Source organism: Azospira restricta (genome assembly GCF_016858125.1).
GTDB lineage: Bacteria > Pseudomonadota > Gammaproteobacteria > Burkholderiales > Rhodocyclaceae > Proximibacter > Proximibacter restrictus.
In genome coordinates, this window is record NZ_CP064781.1 from 1,426,633 (window position 1) to 1,445,626 (window position 18,994).

Here is an 18,994-nt window from a genome sequence, read left to right on the forward strand (position 1 = left end):
CCGGGAACTAAGCCGTCAAGGCTTATTCTGCATGATCTGCAAACCCTTGAGAAGGTTGATCGCCTGCCCCAGCTGGTAGTCGCTCTTGGCGGCGGGTTCGGCGTGCGGCGAGTCCTTGTCGTCCTCTTCCTTGCCGCTGTTCGGCTTCGGTTTTGCCGGCGCCTTGCCTTGTGGCTTCGCCGCGTCCTTCGCCGGTGCGCCGTCCTTGTCGTTGTCGAGGTGGCGCTCGAGATCGATTTCGCGCACGCGCTTGAAGCTGTCGCCGTTCGGCGTTTCCTCGACGACGATGTCGGGTTCGATGCCCTTGGCCTGGATCGAGCGGCCCGACGGCGTGTAGTAGCGGGCCGTGGTCAGCTTGATCGCGGTGTTGCCGGGCAGCGGCAGCACGCTCTGCACCGAGCCCTTGCCGAAGGTCTGCGTGCCCATGATCACCGCCCGCTTGTGGTCCTGCAGCGCGCCGGCGACGATCTCCGAGGCCGACGCCGAGCCGCCGTTGACCAGCACCACCATCGGCACCTTGTAGGCCTGCGGCGGCACTTCCTTGATGTAGTCGTCGCGCTTGCCGCCGCGCAGGTAGTCGTCGGCGGTGGCGAAATACTTGTGCTTGGCGTCCTCGGTGCGGCCGTCGGTCGAGGTGACCAGCGTCTTCGGCGGCAGGAAGGCGGCGGAGACGCCGACGGCGGCGTTGAGCAGGCCGCCCGGGTCGTTGCGCAGGTCGAGCACGAGCCCGTTCAGCGTGCCGGCCTTGTACAGGTCGTTGAGGTGCTTGACCACCGAGGCGCCGGTATTCTCCTGGAACGAGGTGACGCGGATGTAGCCGTAGCCGGGCTCGACCAGCTTCGACTTGACGCTCTGTACCTTGATCACCTCGCGCGTGAGCGTGATCTCGAGCGGCTTGGCCTCGCCCTTCCTGAGGATGGAGAGCCGAATCTGGGTCTTCGGCTTGCCGCGCATCTTCTTCACCGCATCCGACAGCGTCAGGCCCTTCACCGGCGTGTCGTCGAGCTTGAAGATCAGGTCGCCGGCCTTGACGCCGGCGCGGTAGGCGGGAGTGTCCTCGATCGGCGAGATGACCTTGACCAGGCCGTCCTCCATGCCGACCTCGATGCCGAGGCCGCCGAACTCGCCCTGCGTGCCGACCTGCAGGTCCTTGAAGGCGTCGGCGTCGAGGTAGGCGGAGTGCGGGTCGAGGTTGGAGAGCATGCCGCTGATCGCGTGCGTGATCAGCTTCTTGTCCTCGACCGGCTCGACGTAGCCCTGCTTGATCGCGTTGAAGACCTCGGCGAAGGTGCGCAGTTCCTCGACCGGCAGGCCGCTGCGGACCTCCTTGTCCGCGATCGCCGAGAACTGAAGGCTGATCAGTACGCCCGCGACGAAACCGGTGCCGATCAGACCCGCCTTTTTCAACTTGCCTGCCATTCCTGAACTCCTGCCCGAATTACTTGAGAGAGGCCCATTTCAGGGGGTCTACGGGCTGCCCCTGATGCCTGATTTCGAAGTATAGCCCCGATTCCGGGTTGCCACCGCTGTTGCCCACGGTGGCAACGGTGTCGCCGCCGCGCACCGCGTCGCCGACATTCTTCAGCAAGGCATCGTTGTTGCCGTAGATCGACAGGTAGGCGTCGCCGTGGTCGATGATCAGCAGGTTGCCGAAGCCGCGCAGCCATTCCGCGAAGACGACGCGGCCGCCGGCGATCGCCTTCACTTCGCTGCCGCCCGGGCTGCGGATGAACAGCCCTTTCCAGCTGCTGCCTTCCTGGCGCGCGCTACCGAAACGGTTGGCGACCGTGCCTTTCACCGGCAGGCGCAGGTTGCCGCGCAGGCGCGCGAAGCTGCCGGCCGGTGCCGCCTGCGGCAGGTGCTCGTTCTCGATGCCGGGAGCGGCCGGGGCCGGCGTCGCCCGGGTCGTGCCCGGAACGGGGGCGCGCTTCGGCTGGCTCTGCGCGGCGATCAGCTTGGTCAGCCGGCTGATCAGCTGCGTCATCCGCTTCTCGTCGCGCTGCAGGTTGCCGACCGCCTTCTTCTGTGCGGCGATCTGCGCCGAGATTTTCGACAGCGTCGCCTTCTTCTGCTCGCGCTGGGCGAGCAGCTTCTCGTGCCGCTCCTTCTGCTTCTCCTCGACCATCGCCAGCGCCGCTGCGCGTTCGCGGGTGCTGGCGGCGAGCGCCTGCTTCTTCTTCAGGTTGGCGTCGATCTGCGCCAGCAGCTCGCTGCGCGCCTTGGCGACGGCGCCGAGGTAGTAGAGGTCGCGGGCGACCTGGTTCGGGTCGTTGCCGTTGAGCAGCAGCTGCAGCGAATCCGGCGTGCCGCGCAGGTACTGGTTGTAGAGCAGGCGTTCGAGCTGCGCCTGCTGCGCCGCCAGCTGCGCTTCCAGCGTCTTCGACTGCTGGCCGAGCTCGCGCAGCGACGACTGCAGGTCGCCCTTCTCTTCGCCGAGCTCGCGCAGTTCGCGCTGCAGGTGCGAGATCGAGCGCTCCGAGTCCTTCAGCTGGTCGGCGACCTCGGCGCGCGAGCCTTCGGCGGAGGAGATTTCCTTGCGCAGCTCCTCGATCCGGGCGCGCAGCTCCTTCAGGTCGGCCTGCTTCTCGACGATCTCGCCCTGGGCCGGCGGCGCGGCGAGGGCGGTCCACGGCGCGACGAGGGCGAGGGCGCCGCCGGCGGCGGCGAGCAGCCGGCGGGTGCGCTTACGGGCGGCGGGCAATGGCGGAAGCAGCCGCGCCGGCCGCTGCGGAGAGGGTGGGGGCCTGCCGCCGATGAGGACGGGTCGTGGCGATCATGTGCATGGGGCAGGTGTCGGTTGGGAAGGCCCGGAATGCACCCGCCGGCAAGGCGTCGCGATCGGCGCAAGAAATCGCCGGCCGGCCGCATCCATTGGGTTAAACTGGTGAAACATTTTATAATGAATCAGCTCACCGCACGAGCTTCGGTCATCTTGGAACACACCATCAACCTCATCGAAAAGCAGGAGCACATCGAGCAGGCGGCGCGCGCCCTGAAGGCGATCTCGCATCCGCTGCGGCTCAAGATTCTCTGCGTGATCGGCCCGGAAGAGGCCTGCGTGCAGGAAATCGTCGATGCGGTCGGCACGTCCCAGAGCAACATCTCGCAGCACCTGGCGATCCTTCGCGAAAAGGGGGTTCTGCTGACGCGCAAGGACGCGAACCGGGTCTACTACCGGGTCGGCGACCAGCGCACGCTGCAGTTGATCGGTATGATGCGCGAAGTCTTCTGCGGCATTCCCCTGAACGCGTAGGCCGGACTGCGGCGTACCCCGGCCGACGGGGGCGCGGCGACGGCATTTCATCATCGACGGAGTTCCCTTGGAGTTCATTCAACAAAACCTGCTGCTCGTCATCCTCACCGTGACCAGCGGCGCGATGCTGTTCGCGACCGGCTTCTTCGGCGGCGGTCCGCGCGTGACCACCGGCGAAGCGACCAAGCTGATCAACCGCGAGGACGCGCAGGTGATCGACGTTCGCGATGCCGGCGAATTCGCCAACGGCCACCTGCTCGGCGCGAAGAACATCCCGGTCGCCAAGTTCGCCGAGCGCGCGGCCGACCTCGAGAAAATGAAGGGCAAGCCGGTGATCGTCTGCTGCGAGACCGGCATCCGCAGCGTGAAGGCGGTCAAGGAGCTGCAGAAGCTCGGCTTCGACCGCGTCTTCAACCTCGACGGCGGCGTCGCTGCCTGGAACAAGGCCGGCCTGCCGCTGACCGGCAAGGGGGGGCGCAAGTGAGCCGGCCGCGGGTGCTGATGTACAGCACCGCCGTCTGCCCCTATTGCGTCCGTGCCGAGCAGCTGCTGAAGGCCCGCGGCGTCGGCGAGATCGAGAAGGTGCGCATCGACCTCGACCCGGCGCGCCGCGACGAAATGATGCAGAAGACCGGTCGCCGCACCGTGCCGCAGATCTACATCGGCGACACGCACGTCGGCGGTTGCGACGACCTGGTCGCCCTCGACCATGCCGGCGGGCTGCTGCCGCTGCTGACCGGCGCGACGAACTGATTTCCCGATTCACCTACCTTACGAAGAAAGCCTTGCCATGAGCGAACCGCAGGAAGCCCCGTCCTTCTCGATCGAAAAACTGTACCTGAAGGACCTCTCGGTCGAAGTGCCGAATGCGCCGGAAATCTTCCTCGCGCAGGAAAATCCTCAGGTCGAGATCCAGCTGCAGACGAACGGGCAGAACCTCGGCGACGGCGCCTACGAAGTCACGCTGACGGTCACCGTCACCGCGCGCATCGAAGAGAAGACTGTCTTCCTGGTCGAGGTCGGCCAGGCCGGCATCTTCCGCATCTTCAACGTGCCCGACGAGAACCTCGAGCCGCTGCTCGCCGTCGCCTGCCCGAACATCCTCTTCCCGTACGCGCGCGAAGTGGTCTCGGACGCGGTCACCCGTGCCGGCTTCTCGCCGGTGGTGCTGCAGCCGGTCAACTTCGAGGGCATGTACATGGCGCGACTGCAGGAGGCGCAGGCGCAGCAGGCCGCCGCCGGCCCGCACGAAGTTCCCGTCCAGTAAGGAGCCGCGCATGGCGAAGCGCCTTCCGATCACCCTGCCGGCCGGTCTCGCGCTGCTGCTCGCATCGGTCCCGGCCTTCGCCATCGACTACCGCTCGGTCGAGACGGCGACCGTCCTCTACGACGCGCCGTCGGTGAAGGGCAAGCCGCTCTTCGTCATCCGCCGCCATACGCCGGTCGAGCCGGTGGTCAGCCTGGAAGGCTGGGCCAAGGTGCGCGACGCCGACGGCGGGCTGGCCTGGATCGAACGGAAGTACCTGTCCGAGCAGCGCACCGTGCAGGTCGTCGCCGACCGCGCGCAGGTGCGCCGCGAGGCGAGCGACGAGTCGCCGCTCGCCTTCGAGGCGGAGAAGGGCGTCGCCCTCGAACTGCTCGAAGCCGGTGTCGGCGGCTGGGCCAAGGTGCGCCACCGCGACGGCCAGAGCGGCTTCGTCCGCGGCAACCAGGTCTGGGGACTATGAACGTCGGCGTCCTCTCCGCCGGTGCCTGGGGCACCGCGCTGGCGATCGCCTTCGCCGGCCGCCACCGCGTGACGCTGTGGGCGCGCGAGGCCGAGGTGGTGCAGACGATGCGCGAGACGCGCGAGAACCGCCGCTTCCTGCCCGGCTACCGGCTGCCCGACGGCCTCGCCGTCGAATCCGATTTTTCCGCGACCGTTGCCGGCGCCGACCTGCTGGTGGTGGCGACGCCGCTCGCCGGCCTGCGCCCGACGCTGCAGCGCCTCGTCGCCGAGCGCCAGGTGAAGCCGCTGGTGTGGGTGTGCAAGGGGCTGGAGGCGGGCACCGCCAAGCTGCCGCACGCGATCGCCGGCGAGGAGCTGGGGGGCGATGCCGTCTACGGCGCGCTGTCCGGCCCGAGCTTCGCCGAGGAGGTGGCGCAGGGGCTGCCGACGGCGGTGACGCTGGCCGCCAACGACGCCGACTTCGCCCGCGACACCGCGCTCGCGCTGCACACGCCGCGGCTGCGCATCTACGCCAACGACGACCTGCCCGGCGTCGAGGTCGGCGGCGCGGTGAAGAACGTGCTGGCGATCGCCACCGGCATCTCCGACGGCCTCGGCCTCGGGCTGAACGCCCGCGCCGCGCTGATCACCCGCGGGCTGGCCGAGATCGCCCGCCTCGGGCTGGCGCTCGGCGGCAAGCGCGAGACCTTCATGGGGCTGGCCGGCATGGGCGACCTGATCCTCACCTGCACCGGCGACCTCTCGCGCAACCGCCGCGTCGGCCTGGCGCTCGCGGCCGGCAAGACGTTGCCGCAGATCCTCGCCGAGCTCGGCCACGTCGCCGAAGGCGTCAGCACCGCGCGCGAAGTGGCGCGGCTGGCGCAGCAGCTGGGCATCGAGATGCCGATCACGCAGGCGGTCGACGCCATCCTGCACCACGGCGTCGGCGCCGCCGCAGCCGTCGAGCAGCTGCTCGCGCGCGACCCGAAGATCGAGATGGCCTGAACCGGCCGTCGCTCTCCCGCGTTCCCCCGTTCAGATGCCGCCGGCGAAGTCCTGCTGCCGCCAGGCCTCGTAGACCGTCACCGCGACCGCGTTCGAGAGATTGACGCTGCGCCGCTCCGGCAGCATCGGCAGGCGCAGCCGCTGCTCCGGCGCGAATTCGGCCAGCAGTTCGTCCGGCAGGCCGCGGCTCTCCGGGCCGAAGACGAAGACGTCGCCGGGCTGGAACGCCGGCGCGTCGTGGCGCCGGCTGGCCTTGGTCGTCAGTGCGAACATCCTTCTTCCCGCCAGCACGGCCGTGCACGCCGCCCAGTCGGCGTGCCGCCGCACGCGCGTGTATTCGTGGTAGTCGAGGCCGGCCCGCTTCAGCTCGCGGTCGTCCCAGCGGTAGCCGAGCGGTTCGACGAGGTGCAATTCGGCGCCGGTGTTGGCGCAGAGGCGGATGACGTTGCCGGTGTTGGGCGGGATTTCGGGCTGGTAGAGGACGACGGAGAACATGGGTGACGTGACAAAGATGACACGGTGGCCGACGGCGAATGCGGTTAGAATCGGCCGCTGGGAGTAGGTGGCAACCAGAACAGAATAATACTGGAGCTTGGCATGGCGCGTCCGGAGAAAATCCGTCTTGGCGATCTGCTGATTCAGCAGGGGCTGCTCACCGACGAGCAGCTGAAGATGGCGCTGGAAGAGCAGAAGCGCAGCGGGCGCAAGCTCGGCCGCATCTTCGTCGATAGCGGCTACGTCACCGAGGAGGGCATCTCGCGCGCGCTCGCCGGCCAGCTGCGCATCCCCTTCCTCGACCTCAAGCATTTCAACCCCCGCCCGGAACTGATCAAGCTGCTGCCCGAGGCGCAGGCGCGGCGCTTCCGCGCGCTGGTGCTGGATGTCACCGACGAGGTCAACGGCCGCCTGCGCGTCGGTTTCACCGACCCGACCGACCTCGCCGCCTACGACGAGATCGTCCGCATCGTCCGCCGCGACATCGAGCAGGCGGTGGTCACCGAGAGCCAGCTGCTGGCGACGATAGACCGCGTCTACCGGCGCACCGAGGAGATCTCCGGGCTGGCCAAGGAACTCACCGCCGAGCTCGGCGACGTGCCGGTCGAGTTCGGCGACCTGCTCGGGCTGGCCCCCGGCGCCGAAGACGCACCGGTGGTCAAGCTGCTGCAGACGGTGTTCGAGGAGGCGCTGCGCACGCGCGCCTCGGACATCCACATCGAGCCGCAGGAGCGTGCGCTGCGCATTCGCTTCCGCATCGACGGCGTGCTGCACATCCAGACCGAGGCCGACGCCAAGATCGCGAGCGCCGTCGCGCTGCGCCTGAAGCTGATGTCCGGCCTCGACATCTCGGAGAAGCGCCTGCCGCAGGACGGCCGCTTCAACGTCAAGCTCCGCGGCAACTCGGTCGACATCCGCATCTCGACGATGCCGACGCAGTACGGCGAGTCGGTGGTGATGCGCCTGCTCAACCAGGGCTCGGGCCTGCTCGGGCTGGATCGCGTCGGCATGCCGCCGCGGATCCTCGAGCGCATGCGCCACGCCATCCGCCGCCCGTCCGGCATGGTGCTGGTCACCGGCCCGACCGGCTCCGGCAAGACGACGACGCTCTACGCCGCGCTGACCGAGCTCAACTCGCCGGAGAAGAAGATCATCACCGTCGAGGATCCGGTCGAATACCGCCTGCCCGGCATCAACCAGGTGCAGGTGCACGAGAAGATCGACCTCTCCTTCGAGCGCGTGCTGCGCGCCGCGCTGCGCCAGGACCCGGACATCGTTCTGGTCGGCGAGATGCGCGACCAGGTCACCGCCGAGATCGGCATGCGCGCGTCGATCACCGGCCACATGGTGCTGTCGACGCTGCACACCAACGACGTCATCTCGACGCCGATCCGCCTGCTCGACATGGGCGTGCCGCGCTACATGGTGGCGCTGTCGCTGCAGATGGTGGTCGCCCAGCGCCTGGTGCGCGTGCTCTGCGAGAATTGCGCCGAGGCGCACGCGCTGACGCCGAGCGAGCGCGAATGGCTGCGCTACGAGCTGGCCGACAAGGTGGACGACTACGCCTACCGCCGCGGTCGCGGGTGCGCCCACTGCAGCAACACCGGCTACCAGGGGCGGACCGGCGTCTACGAAGTGCTCGAGATGAGCAACGATCTGGTCGAGGCGATCAACCACGACGACACCGGCGTCTTCGTGCAGGCGGCACGCCGCCAGATGGCCGGCGAGACGCTGCGCCGCGATGCCGTCCGTCTCGTCGTACAGGGGCGGACGACGGTCGACGAGGCGATGCGCATCAGCAACCAGTTCGAGGATTAAGCGACGGCGATGCCCAGTTTCGCCTACAAGGCCCGCAACGCGGGCGGCCAGCTGATCGAGGGGGTGCTCGAAGGCGCTGCCCCGGGCGCGGTCGCCGACATCCTGCTCGGCCAGGGCGTGGTGCCGATCGAGATCCGCGAGACGAAGCGGGCGGCGAAGGGCGAGGCGTCGCCGGCGCTCGAACTGAACCTGTTCAAGCCGAAGGTCGGGCACATCGACCTGCTCCTCTTCAGCCGCCAGCTGCATACGCTGCTGCGCTCCGGCGTGCCGATCCTGCGCGCGCTGGCCGGCCTGCAGGAGTCGTCGACCAACGCGGCGATGAAGGCGGTGATCCAGGACATCCGCGAGAGCCTGGAGGGCGGCCGCGAGCTGTCGGTCGCGATGGCCCGCCATCCGAAGGTGTTTTCGCCGTTCTACGTGTCGATGGTGCGCGTCGGCGAGGCCACCGGCCTGCTCGAGGAAATCTTCCTGCGCCTGTTCGAGCACCTCGAGTTCGAGCGCTTCATGCGCGAGCAGGTGAAGTCGGCGCTGCGCTACCCGATGTTCGTCGTGCTGGCGATGGCGGCGGCGATCGTCGTCATCAACCTGTTCGTGATCCCGGCCTTCGCCAAGGTCTTCGCCGGCTTCGGCGCCGACCTGCCGCTGATGACCAAGATCCTGCTCGCGACCTCGAAGTTCTTCGTCGATTGGTGGCCGTACATGCTGGTCGCCGCGGGCGGTGGCGCCTTCGGCTTCCGCGCCTGGATCGGCACCCCCGAGGGGCGCTACCGCTGGGAAGCGATCGCCATCCGCTTCCCGATCGCCGGCAAGATCGTGCACAAGGCGGCGCTGGCGCGCTTCGCGCGCAGCTTCGCGCTCGGCACGCGCAGCGGCGTGCCGGTGATGCAGGCGCTCGCCAATTCGGCGCAGACCGTCGACAACAGCTACATCGCCAAGCGCATCGACAGCATGCGCGAGGGCGTCGAGCGCGGCGACAGCGTGCTGCGCTCGGCGATCCACACGAAAATCTTCACGCCGGTGGTGCTGCAGATGGTCGCCGTCGGCGAGGAATCGGGCGCGCTCGACGACATGATGGAAGAGATCGGCCAGATGTATCAGCGCGAGGTCGAATACGAGCTGAAGACGCTCGGCGCGCAGATCGAGCCGATCCTGATCGTCTGCCTCGGCGCGCTGGTGCTGGTGCTGGCGCTGGGCGTCTTCCTGCCGATGTGGGATCTCGGCAAGGTGGCGCTGAAGCGCTGACGATGATCGCCGGGCGCGAGCGCAAGCTGGAGCTGGCGGTCGTCGCGGTCGTCCTCGGCATCCTGTGCTATCTGCTGCTCAACGCGTTGAGCGTGGTCCAGCGCGAGATGGAGGAGGCCACCGTGCAGGCCGAGGTGAGCGCCCTGCGCGTCGAACTGCTCGACCGCCTGTCGCACCGCGAGGGCTTCGGCGGCGGCGTGCCGGCGGGCGACAACCCGGTGGTCTGGGCCGGGCGCGAGCCGGCCGGCTACGTCGGCGAGGCGGATGACGTGCGGACGGGCGGCGTCTGGTATTTCAGGCCGCGGGACGGGCTGCTGGTCTACCGCTTCCGCGCCGGCGACGAATGGCATTTCCGCCTGGTGCGGTCGGCACGCGGGGGCGGGGTGGCGATTCTGGGCGGGGTCGGCCTGGTCCGGGTCGATTCCGGCCAGGACCGGAAATAGTTCGCGGAAGGATGGGTCGGGTGAGATATGATTAAAGTATTAGTTCAAGGGGGTAGCGAGCCGGCGATGAAGGGGACGCGTTTCCGGAGCGGGGCGGCAGGCTTTACGCTGATCGAGTTGATCGTGGTGGTCATCATTCTCGGCATTCTTGCGGCCGTCGCGCTGCCGCGCTTCATCAACCTGCAGCGCGACGCGCGCATCGCCAAGCTGCAGGCGGCGCGCGGCAGCGTCTCCGCGGCCTCGGCGCTGGTCCATGCGACGACGCTGTCGCGCGGCGGCGTCGCCGACCCGGCCGCCTGCGTCGGCGGCAGCGTCACTGCCAACAACAGCAACGGCGCCACCGGCACCGTCTGCACCGAGAGCGGCGTGATCTACCTGGTCTTCGGCTACCCGCAGGTCTCGCCCTTCTCCGGCAACCCCGGCATTCTCTCGGCTGCCGGCCTGACCGGCATCTTCAACCCGACGCAGGCGCAGCTGGAGGCCGAGGGCTACACCTACACGACCAACGGCGGCATCGCGACCTTCGGCGTCGTCGGTGCACCGGATGCCGCGAACTGCTATTTCACCTACGCGCAGCCGACGGTTGCCAACGCCGCGGCGATGATCAGCGGCCTGACGATTTCCGGGTGTTGAGTTTTCTGATCTAGTTCCACTAAAGGAGGATGTTGTGCAAGCTAAACAACAAGGTTTCACGCTGATTGAACTGATCGTCGTGATCGTCATTCTGGGGATTCTGGCGGCGACGGCGCTGCCACGGTTTATCGATGTTTCGTCCGATGCTCGTTCCGGCGTGATGCGCGGCGTTGAAGCTTCGATGCGCGGTGCCAACACGATGCTCTATGGTCGGGCTGCGGCACGAGGCGTCCAGAATGACGCTGGGCCGACGGCAATTTCTGCTACGAATACGATTGATGTAAACGTTGTCTTCGGCCATGCACAGAACGCGACTCAACTGGGTTTGGTGCTGGAGCTAAACCCCGCAGCTGATTTCCAGATCAACGCCGGCGATATCCGGCATACGGGAGCGCGCGACCCGGCCACGTGCCTAGTCCAATATGCAGCGCCTGCAGCTGCTGGCGCCCCCGCCGCTTATTCTGCAACGCTGACGGGCTGCTGAGCTAGGCAAGTGACTTGATTTGCGTAGGACGATGAAACTCGATCTGCCGGACGTTTGTTTTTCAGTCCGTCAAGTAACGAAAAGGCCCGGGCATTCGTCTGGGCTTTTTTGTGTCGATGGCTGTGCGGGACAAAAGGGTTTTACCGTCACAGAACTAATCGCCACCATCGTCATCGTCGGCATCGTCGCCGCGGTCGCGCTGCCGCGCTTCTCCGGCCGGCACGGCTTCGAGGCGCGCGGTTTTGCCGATCAGGTCGTCGCCTCGCTGCAGTATGCGCGGCAGGTGGCGATCGCGCAGCGGCGCACGGTGTGCGCCGCCTTTACCGGCGGCACGACGCTGACGCTGACGCGGGCCTCGACCGTCGGCGGCGCCTGCGATCGCGCGCTGACGACGCCGGCGGGTGGGGCTGCCTATACCCTGAGCGCCCCGGCCGGCGTCGCGCTGGCCGGCGCCGATTTTTCGTTCGACGCACAGGGCCGCGCCTCCGCTGGCGGCAACGTGACGATCAACGGCGGCGCCGACGGCAGCTTCACGGTGGCGATCGACGCGGAGTCGGGCTATGTCCGCTAGGCGACGCGGCCGCGGCTTCACGCTGATCGAGCTGATCGTCTTCATCGTCGTCATCAGCGTCGGCGTCGTCGGCCTGCTGTCGGTGCTCGGCGTCTTCGTCAGGCAAAGCGCCGATCCGCTGGCGCGCAAGCAGGCGCTGGCGATCGCCGAGGCGGTGCTGGAGGAGATCGCGCAGTCCGGCTTTGGCTACTGCGTGGCGACCGACCCGAACTACCTCTCGGCGACCGGCACCGCCGATTGCACCACGGTCGACGCGGTCGGGCCGGAGGCGGGCGAAGTCCGCCCCTACGACCACGTGAACGACTACGTCACTGCCTTCGGTACAGCGACGGCGTTCCCGGTATCGGGCTTTCCCGGCGCGGCGATTCCTGGTCCGGCGGGCTACGCCGCCAGCGTGACGATGACGCAGACGCCGCTGAACGGCACGCTGGCCGCCGACTCGATATTGGTCTCGGTGACGGTCGCCGGCGGCGGCGAGACCGTCGTCCTCGACTCCTGGCGCCTGCGCCATTCGCCGAACGTGCTGCCATGATGAAGCGCGCGCGCGGCGTCACGCTGGTCGAGATGATCGTGACGATCGTCGTCCTCGGCATCGTCGCTGGCATCATCTCGATGTTCATCCGCGTGCCGATCGACAGCTATATCGACGCCGGCCGCCGCGCCCGGCTGACCGATGCCGCCGACCTTGCCCTGCGCCGCATGACGCGCGAGCTGCGCCTGGCGCTGCCGAATAGCGTGCGCGTGACGAACGTCGGCACCGTGGTTTACATAGAGTTCATGCTGACGCGCGAGGGCGGGTTCTACCGCGCGCAGCCGACGGCGGCGCCCGGGACCGAAGACATTCTCGATTTCGGCTCGGCAGACAACACCTTCCAGATTTTTGCCTCGTCCAATGCGATCGGCGCCACCGACTGGATCGCCATCGCGAACCTCGGTTCGGGCAGTGGCAGCGATGCCTACGCCGGCGACAACATCGTGCGCGTCAGCGCCTTCAACGCGGGCACCGGCGTGCTGACGCTGGCCGCGGCAACGCTGTTTCCGGTGCCGGCCCCCGACCAGCGCTTCCAGGTGGTGACCGACCGCGTCACCTACGAGTGCGACCCGGCTACCGGTCAACTGCGTCGCCATGCCGGCTACGGCATCGTGCTGGCGAGCGCCGCGCAACCGACGCCGCCAGCCGGCGGCACGCAAAGCCTGATGGTCGACCGTGTCCTCGGCTGCACCTTCGTCTATGACGCCAACGTCTCCAACGTGCGCACCGGCATCGTTTCGCTCAGCCTGACGCTGGGCGAAGCCGGCGAGAGCGTGACGCTCTTCCACCAGGTGCATGTGAGCAACGCATCATGAGGCCGCTCGCTCTTTCCTTCCCCGTACGCGCGCAGCGCCAGTCCGGCGCCAGCCTCGTCGCTGCCATTTTCCTGTTGCTGCTGTTCGGTGCGCTGGCCGCCTACATGCTGTGGTTCGGCAGCCTCCAGCAACGCAGCACGGCGCTCGACGTCACCGGCGCCCGCGCGCTGCAGGCGGCGCGCGCCGGCGTTGAGTGGGGCATGTACCGGCTGCGCCGCGACCATGACTGCACTGCTGCCAGCAGCTTCGCGCTGGCCAGCAGTTCGCTGTCCGATTTCAACGTCACGGTTGCCTGCACCCAGTTTGCCGATACCAACCAGCAGGGCGTGCCCGTGAAGCTGTACGAGATCGTCGCCACCGCCTGCAACGAAGCCGCCTGCCCGAGCGCCGTGCCCGGGGAGAATTACGCGGAGCGGGTGGTCAGCGTGCTGGCGCCATGCCATGAGGCCGCCTGCCCATGATCAAACGTCTCCTGCTCCTTCTCTTCCTCGGTGCGGCGTTGTTCGCCCCGCAGGTCTTTGCTGCCTGCTCGACGACCTACCAAGGCAAGGTCGTCATCAACGAATACAACTACACAAACAACTACATCGAGCTGAAGGTGCTCGATCCCGCCGTGCTCGCGGCGACCGGCAACCTCAACAACTGGTCGCTGACGCTGAAGATCAACAGCGGCGGCGGGCGGACGACGACGCAGAATGTCGGCTCGGTCGTCGGCAATCCGGCGCAGAACACCTGTGGGGCGACGACGGCGACCTACATTCGCATCCCGTTCGCGTCGAACGAGATGGAGAACGACGCGGTCGCGCTGCTCAAGGACGAGGCCGGCAACGAAGTCGACCTGCTGAAGATGAAGCAGGATTCGCACAGCTATCCGGCGCTGACGCCGACCTGTACCAGCTGGGCGTACGACACCGTGCTCAACCCGGACATGGACAGCAGCGGGCCCAAGGACATCGCGCGCTACCCGGACGGCACCGGCAACTGGACGGTGTCGCCGGGGACTGGCGCGGGCAGCTTCGAAACGCCGTGCACGACCAACAACGATGTCGCCAAGCTGACGAAGACGGTCAACGTGACGAGCGCCGCGCCCGGCGCGTCGCTGGCCTACACGCTGACCCTGACCAACGACACCGGCGAGGATGCCTTCCGCATCCCCTTCTTCCAGTCCCCGATCACCGTCACCGATGTGCTGCCGGCCGGCCTCAGCTACTCGGGGGCGACGCTGACGCCGCCGAGCGGCGACTGGGCGTGCTGGCTGGTCAACCTGCTCTCCTCCTACGACAGCACGACCGGCGCGTGGCGCACCTACTGCCTGCCCGACGGCGGCACGCAGACGCTGGTGATCAACGCCACGGTGCTGTCGTCGGCCTGTCCGGCGACCAGCATCACCAACACGGCGCAGCTGAGCAGCGGCCTGGCGATTCCCGGCGGCGCGACGCTACCGCCGGTGAGCGCCAGCTTCAACCTGAGCTGCATGATTGCGGCTCAGGGTTTCAACGCCGTCGAGACGGGCGCGCTGACACCGGACGCGAGCGTCGCCAGCGGCCGGCTATTCACCAAGCTCGCCGGCACGGCCTTCGTCTTCGACGTCGTCGCGCTGAACGTCGGGAATTCGCGGGAAACCGGCTTCGGCACGAAGAGCGTCGCGGTCGAGCTGGTCGACGCCTCGTCCGGCACCTGCACCAGCTACGCGTCGCTCGCTCCGGCACAGACGCAGACGCTGAACTTTCTCGATGCCGACCAGGGGCGGAAGACGGTGGCGCCGTTCACCGTCGGCCGCGCCTACCGCAGGCTGGCGGTGCGCATGACCGGCGACGGCATCACCCGCTGCTCGTCGGACCTGTTTGCGGTGCGCCCGCCGTCCTTTGTCGTCAGCAGCAGCGATGCCAACGCCGACGCGACCGGCGTCAGTACCACGGCGACGCCGCGGATTGCGGCCGGCGCCAGCTTTTCGCTGCAGGCCGTGGCGACGGCCGGTTACGACGGCACGCCGACGCTCAGTGGCACGGCGGGCCGCTGGCAGGCGCATGGCGCGAGCGCCGTGCATGTCACGCCGAGCGGTAGCTTCGCCGCTGCCGACGCGGCGAGCGGAACGGCGAGCGGCAACGCCTTCGTCTACAACGACGTCGGCTACTTCCGGCTGGCCGAGACCGGGGCCGTCGAGGATACGAGCTTCACCGCGGTGGACCAGTCGGCCGACTGCACCGACGACTTCTCGAACACCCTGGTGAACGGCAAGTACGGCTGCAAGATCGGTAACGCCGCGCCGAGCGACTACTTCGGCCGCTTCGTGCCGCACCATTTCGCCGTCGTGCCGGCGGCGACGGTGACGCACCGCGCCGACATCGGCGCCTGCGCCGCGTCGACCTTCACCTATCTCGGCGAGCCGCTGAAGTTGTCGTTCGTGCTGCAGGCGCAGCACGCCGGCAACGGCGTCACGAAGAAGTACGAGGGAAGCTTCGGCAAGCTGGCGCTGGCGTATGCGGCGACCGCGCCTGCGAGCCTGGCGTTCAAGGCCGCCGCCGGCACGACGAGCCTCACCGGCGAACTCGATTTCGCCTGCCCCGGATGCGGTAGCACCGGCGCCTGGGCGGAGGGCGCGGCGAGCGTCGTCGCGACGCTCGCCGTCAAGCGCCCGAGCGCGCTGCCGCTGCCGCACTACGCCGCAGCGAGCGCCGTCGCCTTCGGCATCCGCCCCGACGACGGTGATATCGACCACGCGCTGGCCGTCTACGACGCCGATATGGATGCGGCGCTGCCGCTCAACGATCACTTACTGCTGAAGAAGAGCGCGACCGATGCCTTGACTGCCGACTACCTGTTCGGCCGCATGCGGCTGACGACGATCTACGGTTCCGACCGGCAGCAACTGAATGTTCCGGTCGAAATGCAGGTCTGGAACGGCATCGCCTTCGTCACCGCCAGTGCCGACAGCTGCACGCCGCTGGTAGCCGGCAACGTCGCGCTCAGCCCGGGCGGTATCAGCTCGGTCAGTTCGATCAAGGCGCTTGCCGCCGGCCGCGGGGGCATCGTGCTGGCCGCGCCGGCGGCCGCGCAGCGCTCGACCGTCCGCGTCTGCGCGGACCTTGGCGCCGCTGCCCATGTCGGGCTGGCCGACGATGCAGGCTGCGCGGCGGCGAGTCCGGCAAGCTTGCGTTACCTGACCGGACCGTGGGACGGCACCAACGGCTTCTACGGCAACGACCCGTCGGCGCGGGCGCACTTCGGCCTCTATGGCGCTCCCTACATCTACTACCGGGAACGTTGAATTGTGTCGTCTTTGAGTCATGTCGTTTTTCGTTGAAGCGCAAGGCGTTGAACGATATTCTTGGCAAAATTTACAAGTGATCGGGTGGATGTTTTCGTTCAGGAGCGGGAGGTCGGAACCGGGCTGGATGGCGGTGGCGCTGTCGCGCGACCGCGTGGACCTCGCCCACGTGCGGCGTGACGACGGGCGCCGCCCGCGTATCGCCATGCTCGAATCCTTCCAGCGCACCGCCGACACCGCCGCGGCGCTGACCCGGTTGCGCGCCGCGAAGCGGCTTGCCGCCTACCGGTGCACGACGCTGCTCGACAGCGGGCAGTACCAGCTCGCCCAGCTCGATGCGCCGGCGGTGCCTGCCGAGGAGCGCGCGGATGCCCTGCGCTGGCGGCTCAAGGACATGGTCGACTTCGCGGTCGACGGCGCCAGCATCGGCGTCGTCGACGTGCCGATGGAAGGTGCCGGCCGGCAGCCGCTGGTCTATGCGGTGGCCGCGCCCGAGTCGGCGGTGGCGCCGCTGATGCGGACCTTCGACGCGGCCGGCGTGCCGCTGGCGGTGATCGACATCCCGGAGTTCGCGCAGCGCAACGTCGCCGCGCTGTTCGAGGAGGAGAACCGCGGCCTGGCCTTCCTCCATCTCGACGAAAACGGCGGCCTGCTGACCATCACCTACCGCGGCGAACTCTACGCGCTGCGCCGCGTCGACGTCTCGGCGCGGCAGCTGGCCGATGCCGATAGCGAGCGGCGCACGCAGCTGCTCGAACGGATCATGCTCGAACTGCAGCGGACGCTGGACAACTTCGACCGCCAGTTCAGCTTCGTCTCGGTGTCCGGGCTGGTCGTCGCGAGCTGTCCGCTGGTGCCGGACCTGCAGCCCTACCTCGCGGAAAACCTCTACGTCCCGGTGCAGGCGATGGACCTGGCACGGGTCTGCGACTTCGACGCGGTTCCCGAACTGCGCGCACCGGAACGGCAGGCGCAGTGCCTGCCGGCGATCGGCGCCGCCTTGCGTACGCCGGGGGCGGTGTGAGCCAGGAAATCAATCTCCTCAACCCGGCGCTGCGCCCGAAGCGCGACTGGCTGTCGTTCCGCTACGTGGCGCTGGGCGGCGCGGCCGCGCTGGGGCTCGTCGCCGTCGCGACGGCGGCGCTGCGCTTCGACCTGGCCGCCGAGCAGAAGGCGCAGGCGTCCGCCGCGGCGCGGCTGGCGGCTGTCCGCGACGAGGTGCAGGCGCTGCAGGCGCGGCTCGCGGCGCGCCGGCCCGATCCGGCGCTGGAACAGCAGGCGGCGAATCTGGCGGCGGCGATAGGGCAGCGTCAGGAGGTGCTCGAGCTGGCCCGCGGGCTTGCCGCCGAGGACGGCGGCTTCGCCGACGCGATGCTCGGTTTCTCGCGGCAGCGCGTCGAGGGCGTCTGGCTGACCGCTTTCAGCGTCGGCGCCGCCGGCTTCGACATCCGTGGCCGTCTGCTCGACCCGGCGCTGCTGCCCGCCTATATCCGCCGGCTGAACGCCGAGCCGGCGTTCCGCGGCCGCCACTTCGCCGCGCTCGACATGCTCGGCGTCGAGCCGGCGCCGCCCGCGGCCGCCGGGGCGCAGGCCCCCGCGCTCGTGCCGCCGGCTGCGGCGACCGGGCCGGCGCGCTACACCGAGTTTTTCCTCAGGGCGGCGCTCGGCAACACGCCGGCAGCGGGAGGCCGCCAATGAAGGCGTGGCCGGCCCAACTGCAGAAACTCGGCCAGCGCTTCGACGCCCGCGCGCCGCGCGAGCGCGCGCTGCTGGCCGCGGCGGCGGTCGGCGGCATCGTCCTGCTCGGCAACGCGCTGCTGATCGATCCGCCGCTGCTCCGTTCACGCCAGCTGCATCGGCAGACGGTGCAGCAGGTCGAGGAGGCGAAGGCGCTGGCGGCGCAGTCCGGCGCGCTGCAGGCCCAGCTGGCGGCCGACCCCGATGCGGCGCGCAAGGCGGAGATCGCCCGGCTGCAGGCGGCGCTGGCCGGCGTCGAGGCCGAACTGAAAGCCCTCGAAGACAACTTCGTGCCACCGGAACAGATGAACGGTCTGCTCGAGCAGCTGCTGGGCAGCCATTCCCGCCTGCGCCTGCTCAGCCTGAAGTCGCTGCCGCCGGTCAATCTCGCCGAGGCGAAAAAAGCCGATACACCGACGCCTGCGGCGACCGACAACCGGCTCGGCCTCTACAAGCACGGCGTCGAGATCCGTCTCGAAGGCGGCTACGCCGACCTCTACGCCTGGCTGCGCCAGCTCGAGGGCGCGCAACGCAAGCTGCTGTGGGGCGACGCGCGACTCACCGTCGTCGAACATCCGCGTGCGGTGCTGACGCTGACGGTCTATACGCTGAGCACCGACAAGACATGGCTGGCGATATGAGGAAGCTCGTTCTGCTCGCCCTGCTGACCGCACTGCCGGCCGTCGCGCAGCCGATCGACGACCCGACGCGGCCGCCGGCCGGCATTGCGGGCGACGGCTCGGCCGCCGCTGCCGGCGGCCTCGGGCTGACTTCGGTCCTGCTGCCGAAGAAAGGGCGAGCCGCGGCGGTGATCGACGGGCAGCTGGTCGAGCTCGGCGGCACGGTGCGCGGTGCCCACGTCGTCGCCATCACCGAGGGTAGCGTCGTGCTGGCCGGGCCGGAGGGCCGCGAGCGCCTGTACCTGACGCCCGACGTCGAGAAGAAGATCAACGTGAACAAAGCCGCGCCGCGGCGCCACAAGGAATGACC

General features: G+C 68.6%; 23 protein-coding genes. 20 read left to right on the forward strand and 3 right to left on the reverse strand.

Annotated elements, in window-relative coordinates; all coding sequences use genetic code 11:
- Positions 1-15: 15 nt before the first annotated feature.
- Both IWH25_RS06975 and IWH25_RS06980 read right to left on the reverse strand, forming a co-directional pair.
- Positions 16-1,419, reverse strand: a complete 1,404-nt coding sequence (locus tag IWH25_RS06975; protein WP_203388600.1) for a S41 family peptidase — start codon at positions 1,417-1,419, stop codon at positions 16-18.
- A 19-nt stretch (positions 1,420-1,438) separates the two neighbouring features.
- The gene (locus IWH25_RS06980) at positions 1,439-2,701 is read right to left on the reverse strand and encodes a murein hydrolase activator EnvC family protein (RefSeq protein ID WP_238999027.1); all 1,263 of its coding nucleotides are present in this window, start codon (positions 2,699-2,701) and stop codon (positions 1,439-1,441) included.
- Between the two features lie 198 nt (positions 2,702-2,899).
- Between IWH25_RS06980 and IWH25_RS06985 the strand changes: the two genes are divergently transcribed.
- From IWH25_RS06985 to IWH25_RS07010, 6 genes are all read left to right on the forward strand, one after another.
- Complete coding sequence (locus tag IWH25_RS06985) at positions 2,900-3,253, forward strand: ArsR/SmtB family transcription factor (RefSeq protein ID WP_203388601.1); 354 nt, start codon at positions 2,900-2,902, stop codon at positions 3,251-3,253.
- A gap of 67 nt (positions 3,254-3,320) precedes the next feature.
- Entirely contained in the window at positions 3,321-3,737 is a 417-nt protein-coding gene (locus IWH25_RS06990) for a rhodanese-like domain-containing protein (protein WP_238999028.1), read from the forward strand.
- Between the two features lie 17 nt (positions 3,738-3,754).
- Positions 3,755-4,006 carry a glutaredoxin 3 gene (grxC, locus tag IWH25_RS06995; RefSeq protein WP_203389178.1) on the forward strand — a complete coding sequence of 84 codons (252 nt, stop codon included), beginning with the start codon at positions 3,755-3,757 and terminating at the stop codon, positions 4,004-4,006.
- 37 nt (positions 4,007-4,043) lie between these two features.
- Positions 4,044-4,520: a protein-export chaperone SecB gene (gene secB / locus IWH25_RS07000; RefSeq protein ID WP_203388602.1), complete on the forward strand. Its 477-nt coding sequence runs from the start codon at positions 4,044-4,046 to the stop codon at positions 4,518-4,520.
- A gap of 10 nt (positions 4,521-4,530) precedes the next feature.
- Positions 4,531-4,980, forward strand: coding sequence for an SH3 domain-containing protein (locus tag IWH25_RS07005; RefSeq protein ID WP_203388603.1), 450 nt, complete (start codon positions 4,531-4,533; stop codon positions 4,978-4,980).
- Positions 4,977-5,966 (forward strand): NAD(P)H-dependent glycerol-3-phosphate dehydrogenase, encoded by a 990-nt coding sequence (locus IWH25_RS07010; RefSeq protein ID WP_203388604.1) that lies wholly within the window; start codon positions 4,977-4,979, stop codon positions 5,964-5,966. Before IWH25_RS07005 ends, IWH25_RS07010 begins: the two co-directional genes overlap by 4 nt.
- A 30-nt stretch (positions 5,967-5,996) precedes the next feature.
- Here IWH25_RS07010 and IWH25_RS07015 read toward each other — a convergent pair whose 3' ends face one another.
- Entirely contained in the window at positions 5,997-6,461 is a 465-nt protein-coding gene (locus IWH25_RS07015) for a tRNA (cytidine(34)-2'-O)-methyltransferase (protein ID WP_203388605.1), read from the reverse strand.
- 102 nt (positions 6,462-6,563) lie between these two features.
- Between IWH25_RS07015 and IWH25_RS07020 the strand changes: the two genes are divergently transcribed.
- From IWH25_RS07020 to IWH25_RS07085, 14 genes are all read left to right on the forward strand, one after another.
- On the forward strand, positions 6,564-8,279 hold the full coding sequence (locus IWH25_RS07020; protein ID WP_203388606.1) for a GspE/PulE family protein: 1,716 nt from the start codon (positions 6,564-6,566) through the stop codon (positions 8,277-8,279).
- 9 nt (positions 8,280-8,288) lie between these two features.
- Entirely contained in the window at positions 8,289-9,521 is a 1,233-nt protein-coding gene (locus IWH25_RS07025; protein ID WP_203388607.1) for a type II secretion system F family protein, read from the forward strand.
- Between the two features lie 2 nt (positions 9,522-9,523).
- The gene (locus IWH25_RS07030) at positions 9,524-9,964 is read left to right on the forward strand and encodes a hypothetical protein (protein ID WP_203388608.1); all 441 of its coding nucleotides are present in this window, start codon (positions 9,524-9,526) and stop codon (positions 9,962-9,964) included.
- Positions 9,965-10,030: 66 nt separating this feature from the next.
- The gene (locus tag IWH25_RS19190; RefSeq protein WP_203388609.1) at positions 10,031-10,597 is read left to right on the forward strand and encodes a prepilin-type N-terminal cleavage/methylation domain-containing protein; all 567 of its coding nucleotides are present in this window, start codon (positions 10,031-10,033) and stop codon (positions 10,595-10,597) included.
- 34 nt (positions 10,598-10,631) lie between these two features.
- On the forward strand, positions 10,632-11,081 hold the full coding sequence (locus tag IWH25_RS19195) for a pilin (RefSeq protein ID WP_203388610.1): 450 nt from the start codon (positions 10,632-10,634) through the stop codon (positions 11,079-11,081).
- Positions 11,082-11,112: 31 nt separating this feature from the next.
- Positions 11,113-11,652: a GspH/FimT family pseudopilin gene (locus IWH25_RS07045; RefSeq protein WP_203388611.1), complete on the forward strand. Its 540-nt coding sequence runs from the start codon at positions 11,113-11,115 to the stop codon at positions 11,650-11,652.
- Positions 11,642-12,184, forward strand: coding sequence for a type IV pilus modification PilV family protein (locus IWH25_RS07050; protein WP_203388612.1), 543 nt, complete (start codon positions 11,642-11,644; stop codon positions 12,182-12,184). Before IWH25_RS07045 ends, IWH25_RS07050 begins: the two co-directional genes overlap by 11 nt.
- Positions 12,181-12,999 carry a PulJ/GspJ family protein gene (locus IWH25_RS07055; RefSeq protein WP_203388613.1) on the forward strand — a complete coding sequence of 273 codons (819 nt, stop codon included), beginning with the start codon at positions 12,181-12,183 and terminating at the stop codon, positions 12,997-12,999. Before IWH25_RS07050 ends, IWH25_RS07055 begins: the two co-directional genes overlap by 4 nt.
- Positions 12,996-13,460, forward strand: a complete 465-nt coding sequence (locus tag IWH25_RS07060) for a hypothetical protein (protein ID WP_203388614.1) — start codon at positions 12,996-12,998, stop codon at positions 13,458-13,460. Before IWH25_RS07055 ends, IWH25_RS07060 begins: the two co-directional genes overlap by 4 nt.
- Positions 13,457-16,267, forward strand: a complete 2,811-nt coding sequence (locus IWH25_RS07065) for a DUF11 domain-containing protein (protein WP_203388615.1) — start codon at positions 13,457-13,459, stop codon at positions 16,265-16,267. The genes IWH25_RS07060 and IWH25_RS07065 overlap by 4 nt, the downstream gene beginning before the upstream one ends.
- Before the next feature lie 127 nt (positions 16,268-16,394).
- The gene (locus IWH25_RS07070; RefSeq protein ID WP_203388616.1) at positions 16,395-17,291 is read left to right on the forward strand and encodes a type IV pilus biogenesis protein PilM; all 897 of its coding nucleotides are present in this window, start codon (positions 16,395-16,397) and stop codon (positions 17,289-17,291) included.
- A complete protein-coding gene (locus IWH25_RS07075; protein WP_203388617.1) occupies positions 17,288-17,965 on the forward strand; it encodes a hypothetical protein in 678 nt (225 codons plus the stop codon). Before IWH25_RS07070 ends, IWH25_RS07075 begins: the two co-directional genes overlap by 4 nt.
- Positions 17,962-18,645, forward strand: a complete 684-nt coding sequence (locus IWH25_RS07080) for a type II secretion system protein M (protein WP_203388618.1) — start codon at positions 17,962-17,964, stop codon at positions 18,643-18,645. The genes IWH25_RS07075 and IWH25_RS07080 overlap by 4 nt, the downstream gene beginning before the upstream one ends.
- Positions 18,642-18,992 (forward strand): hypothetical protein, encoded by a 351-nt coding sequence (locus IWH25_RS07085; RefSeq protein WP_203388619.1) that lies wholly within the window; start codon positions 18,642-18,644, stop codon positions 18,990-18,992. The genes IWH25_RS07080 and IWH25_RS07085 overlap by 4 nt, the downstream gene beginning before the upstream one ends.
- The last annotated feature ends 2 nt before the right edge of the window (positions 18,993-18,994 follow it).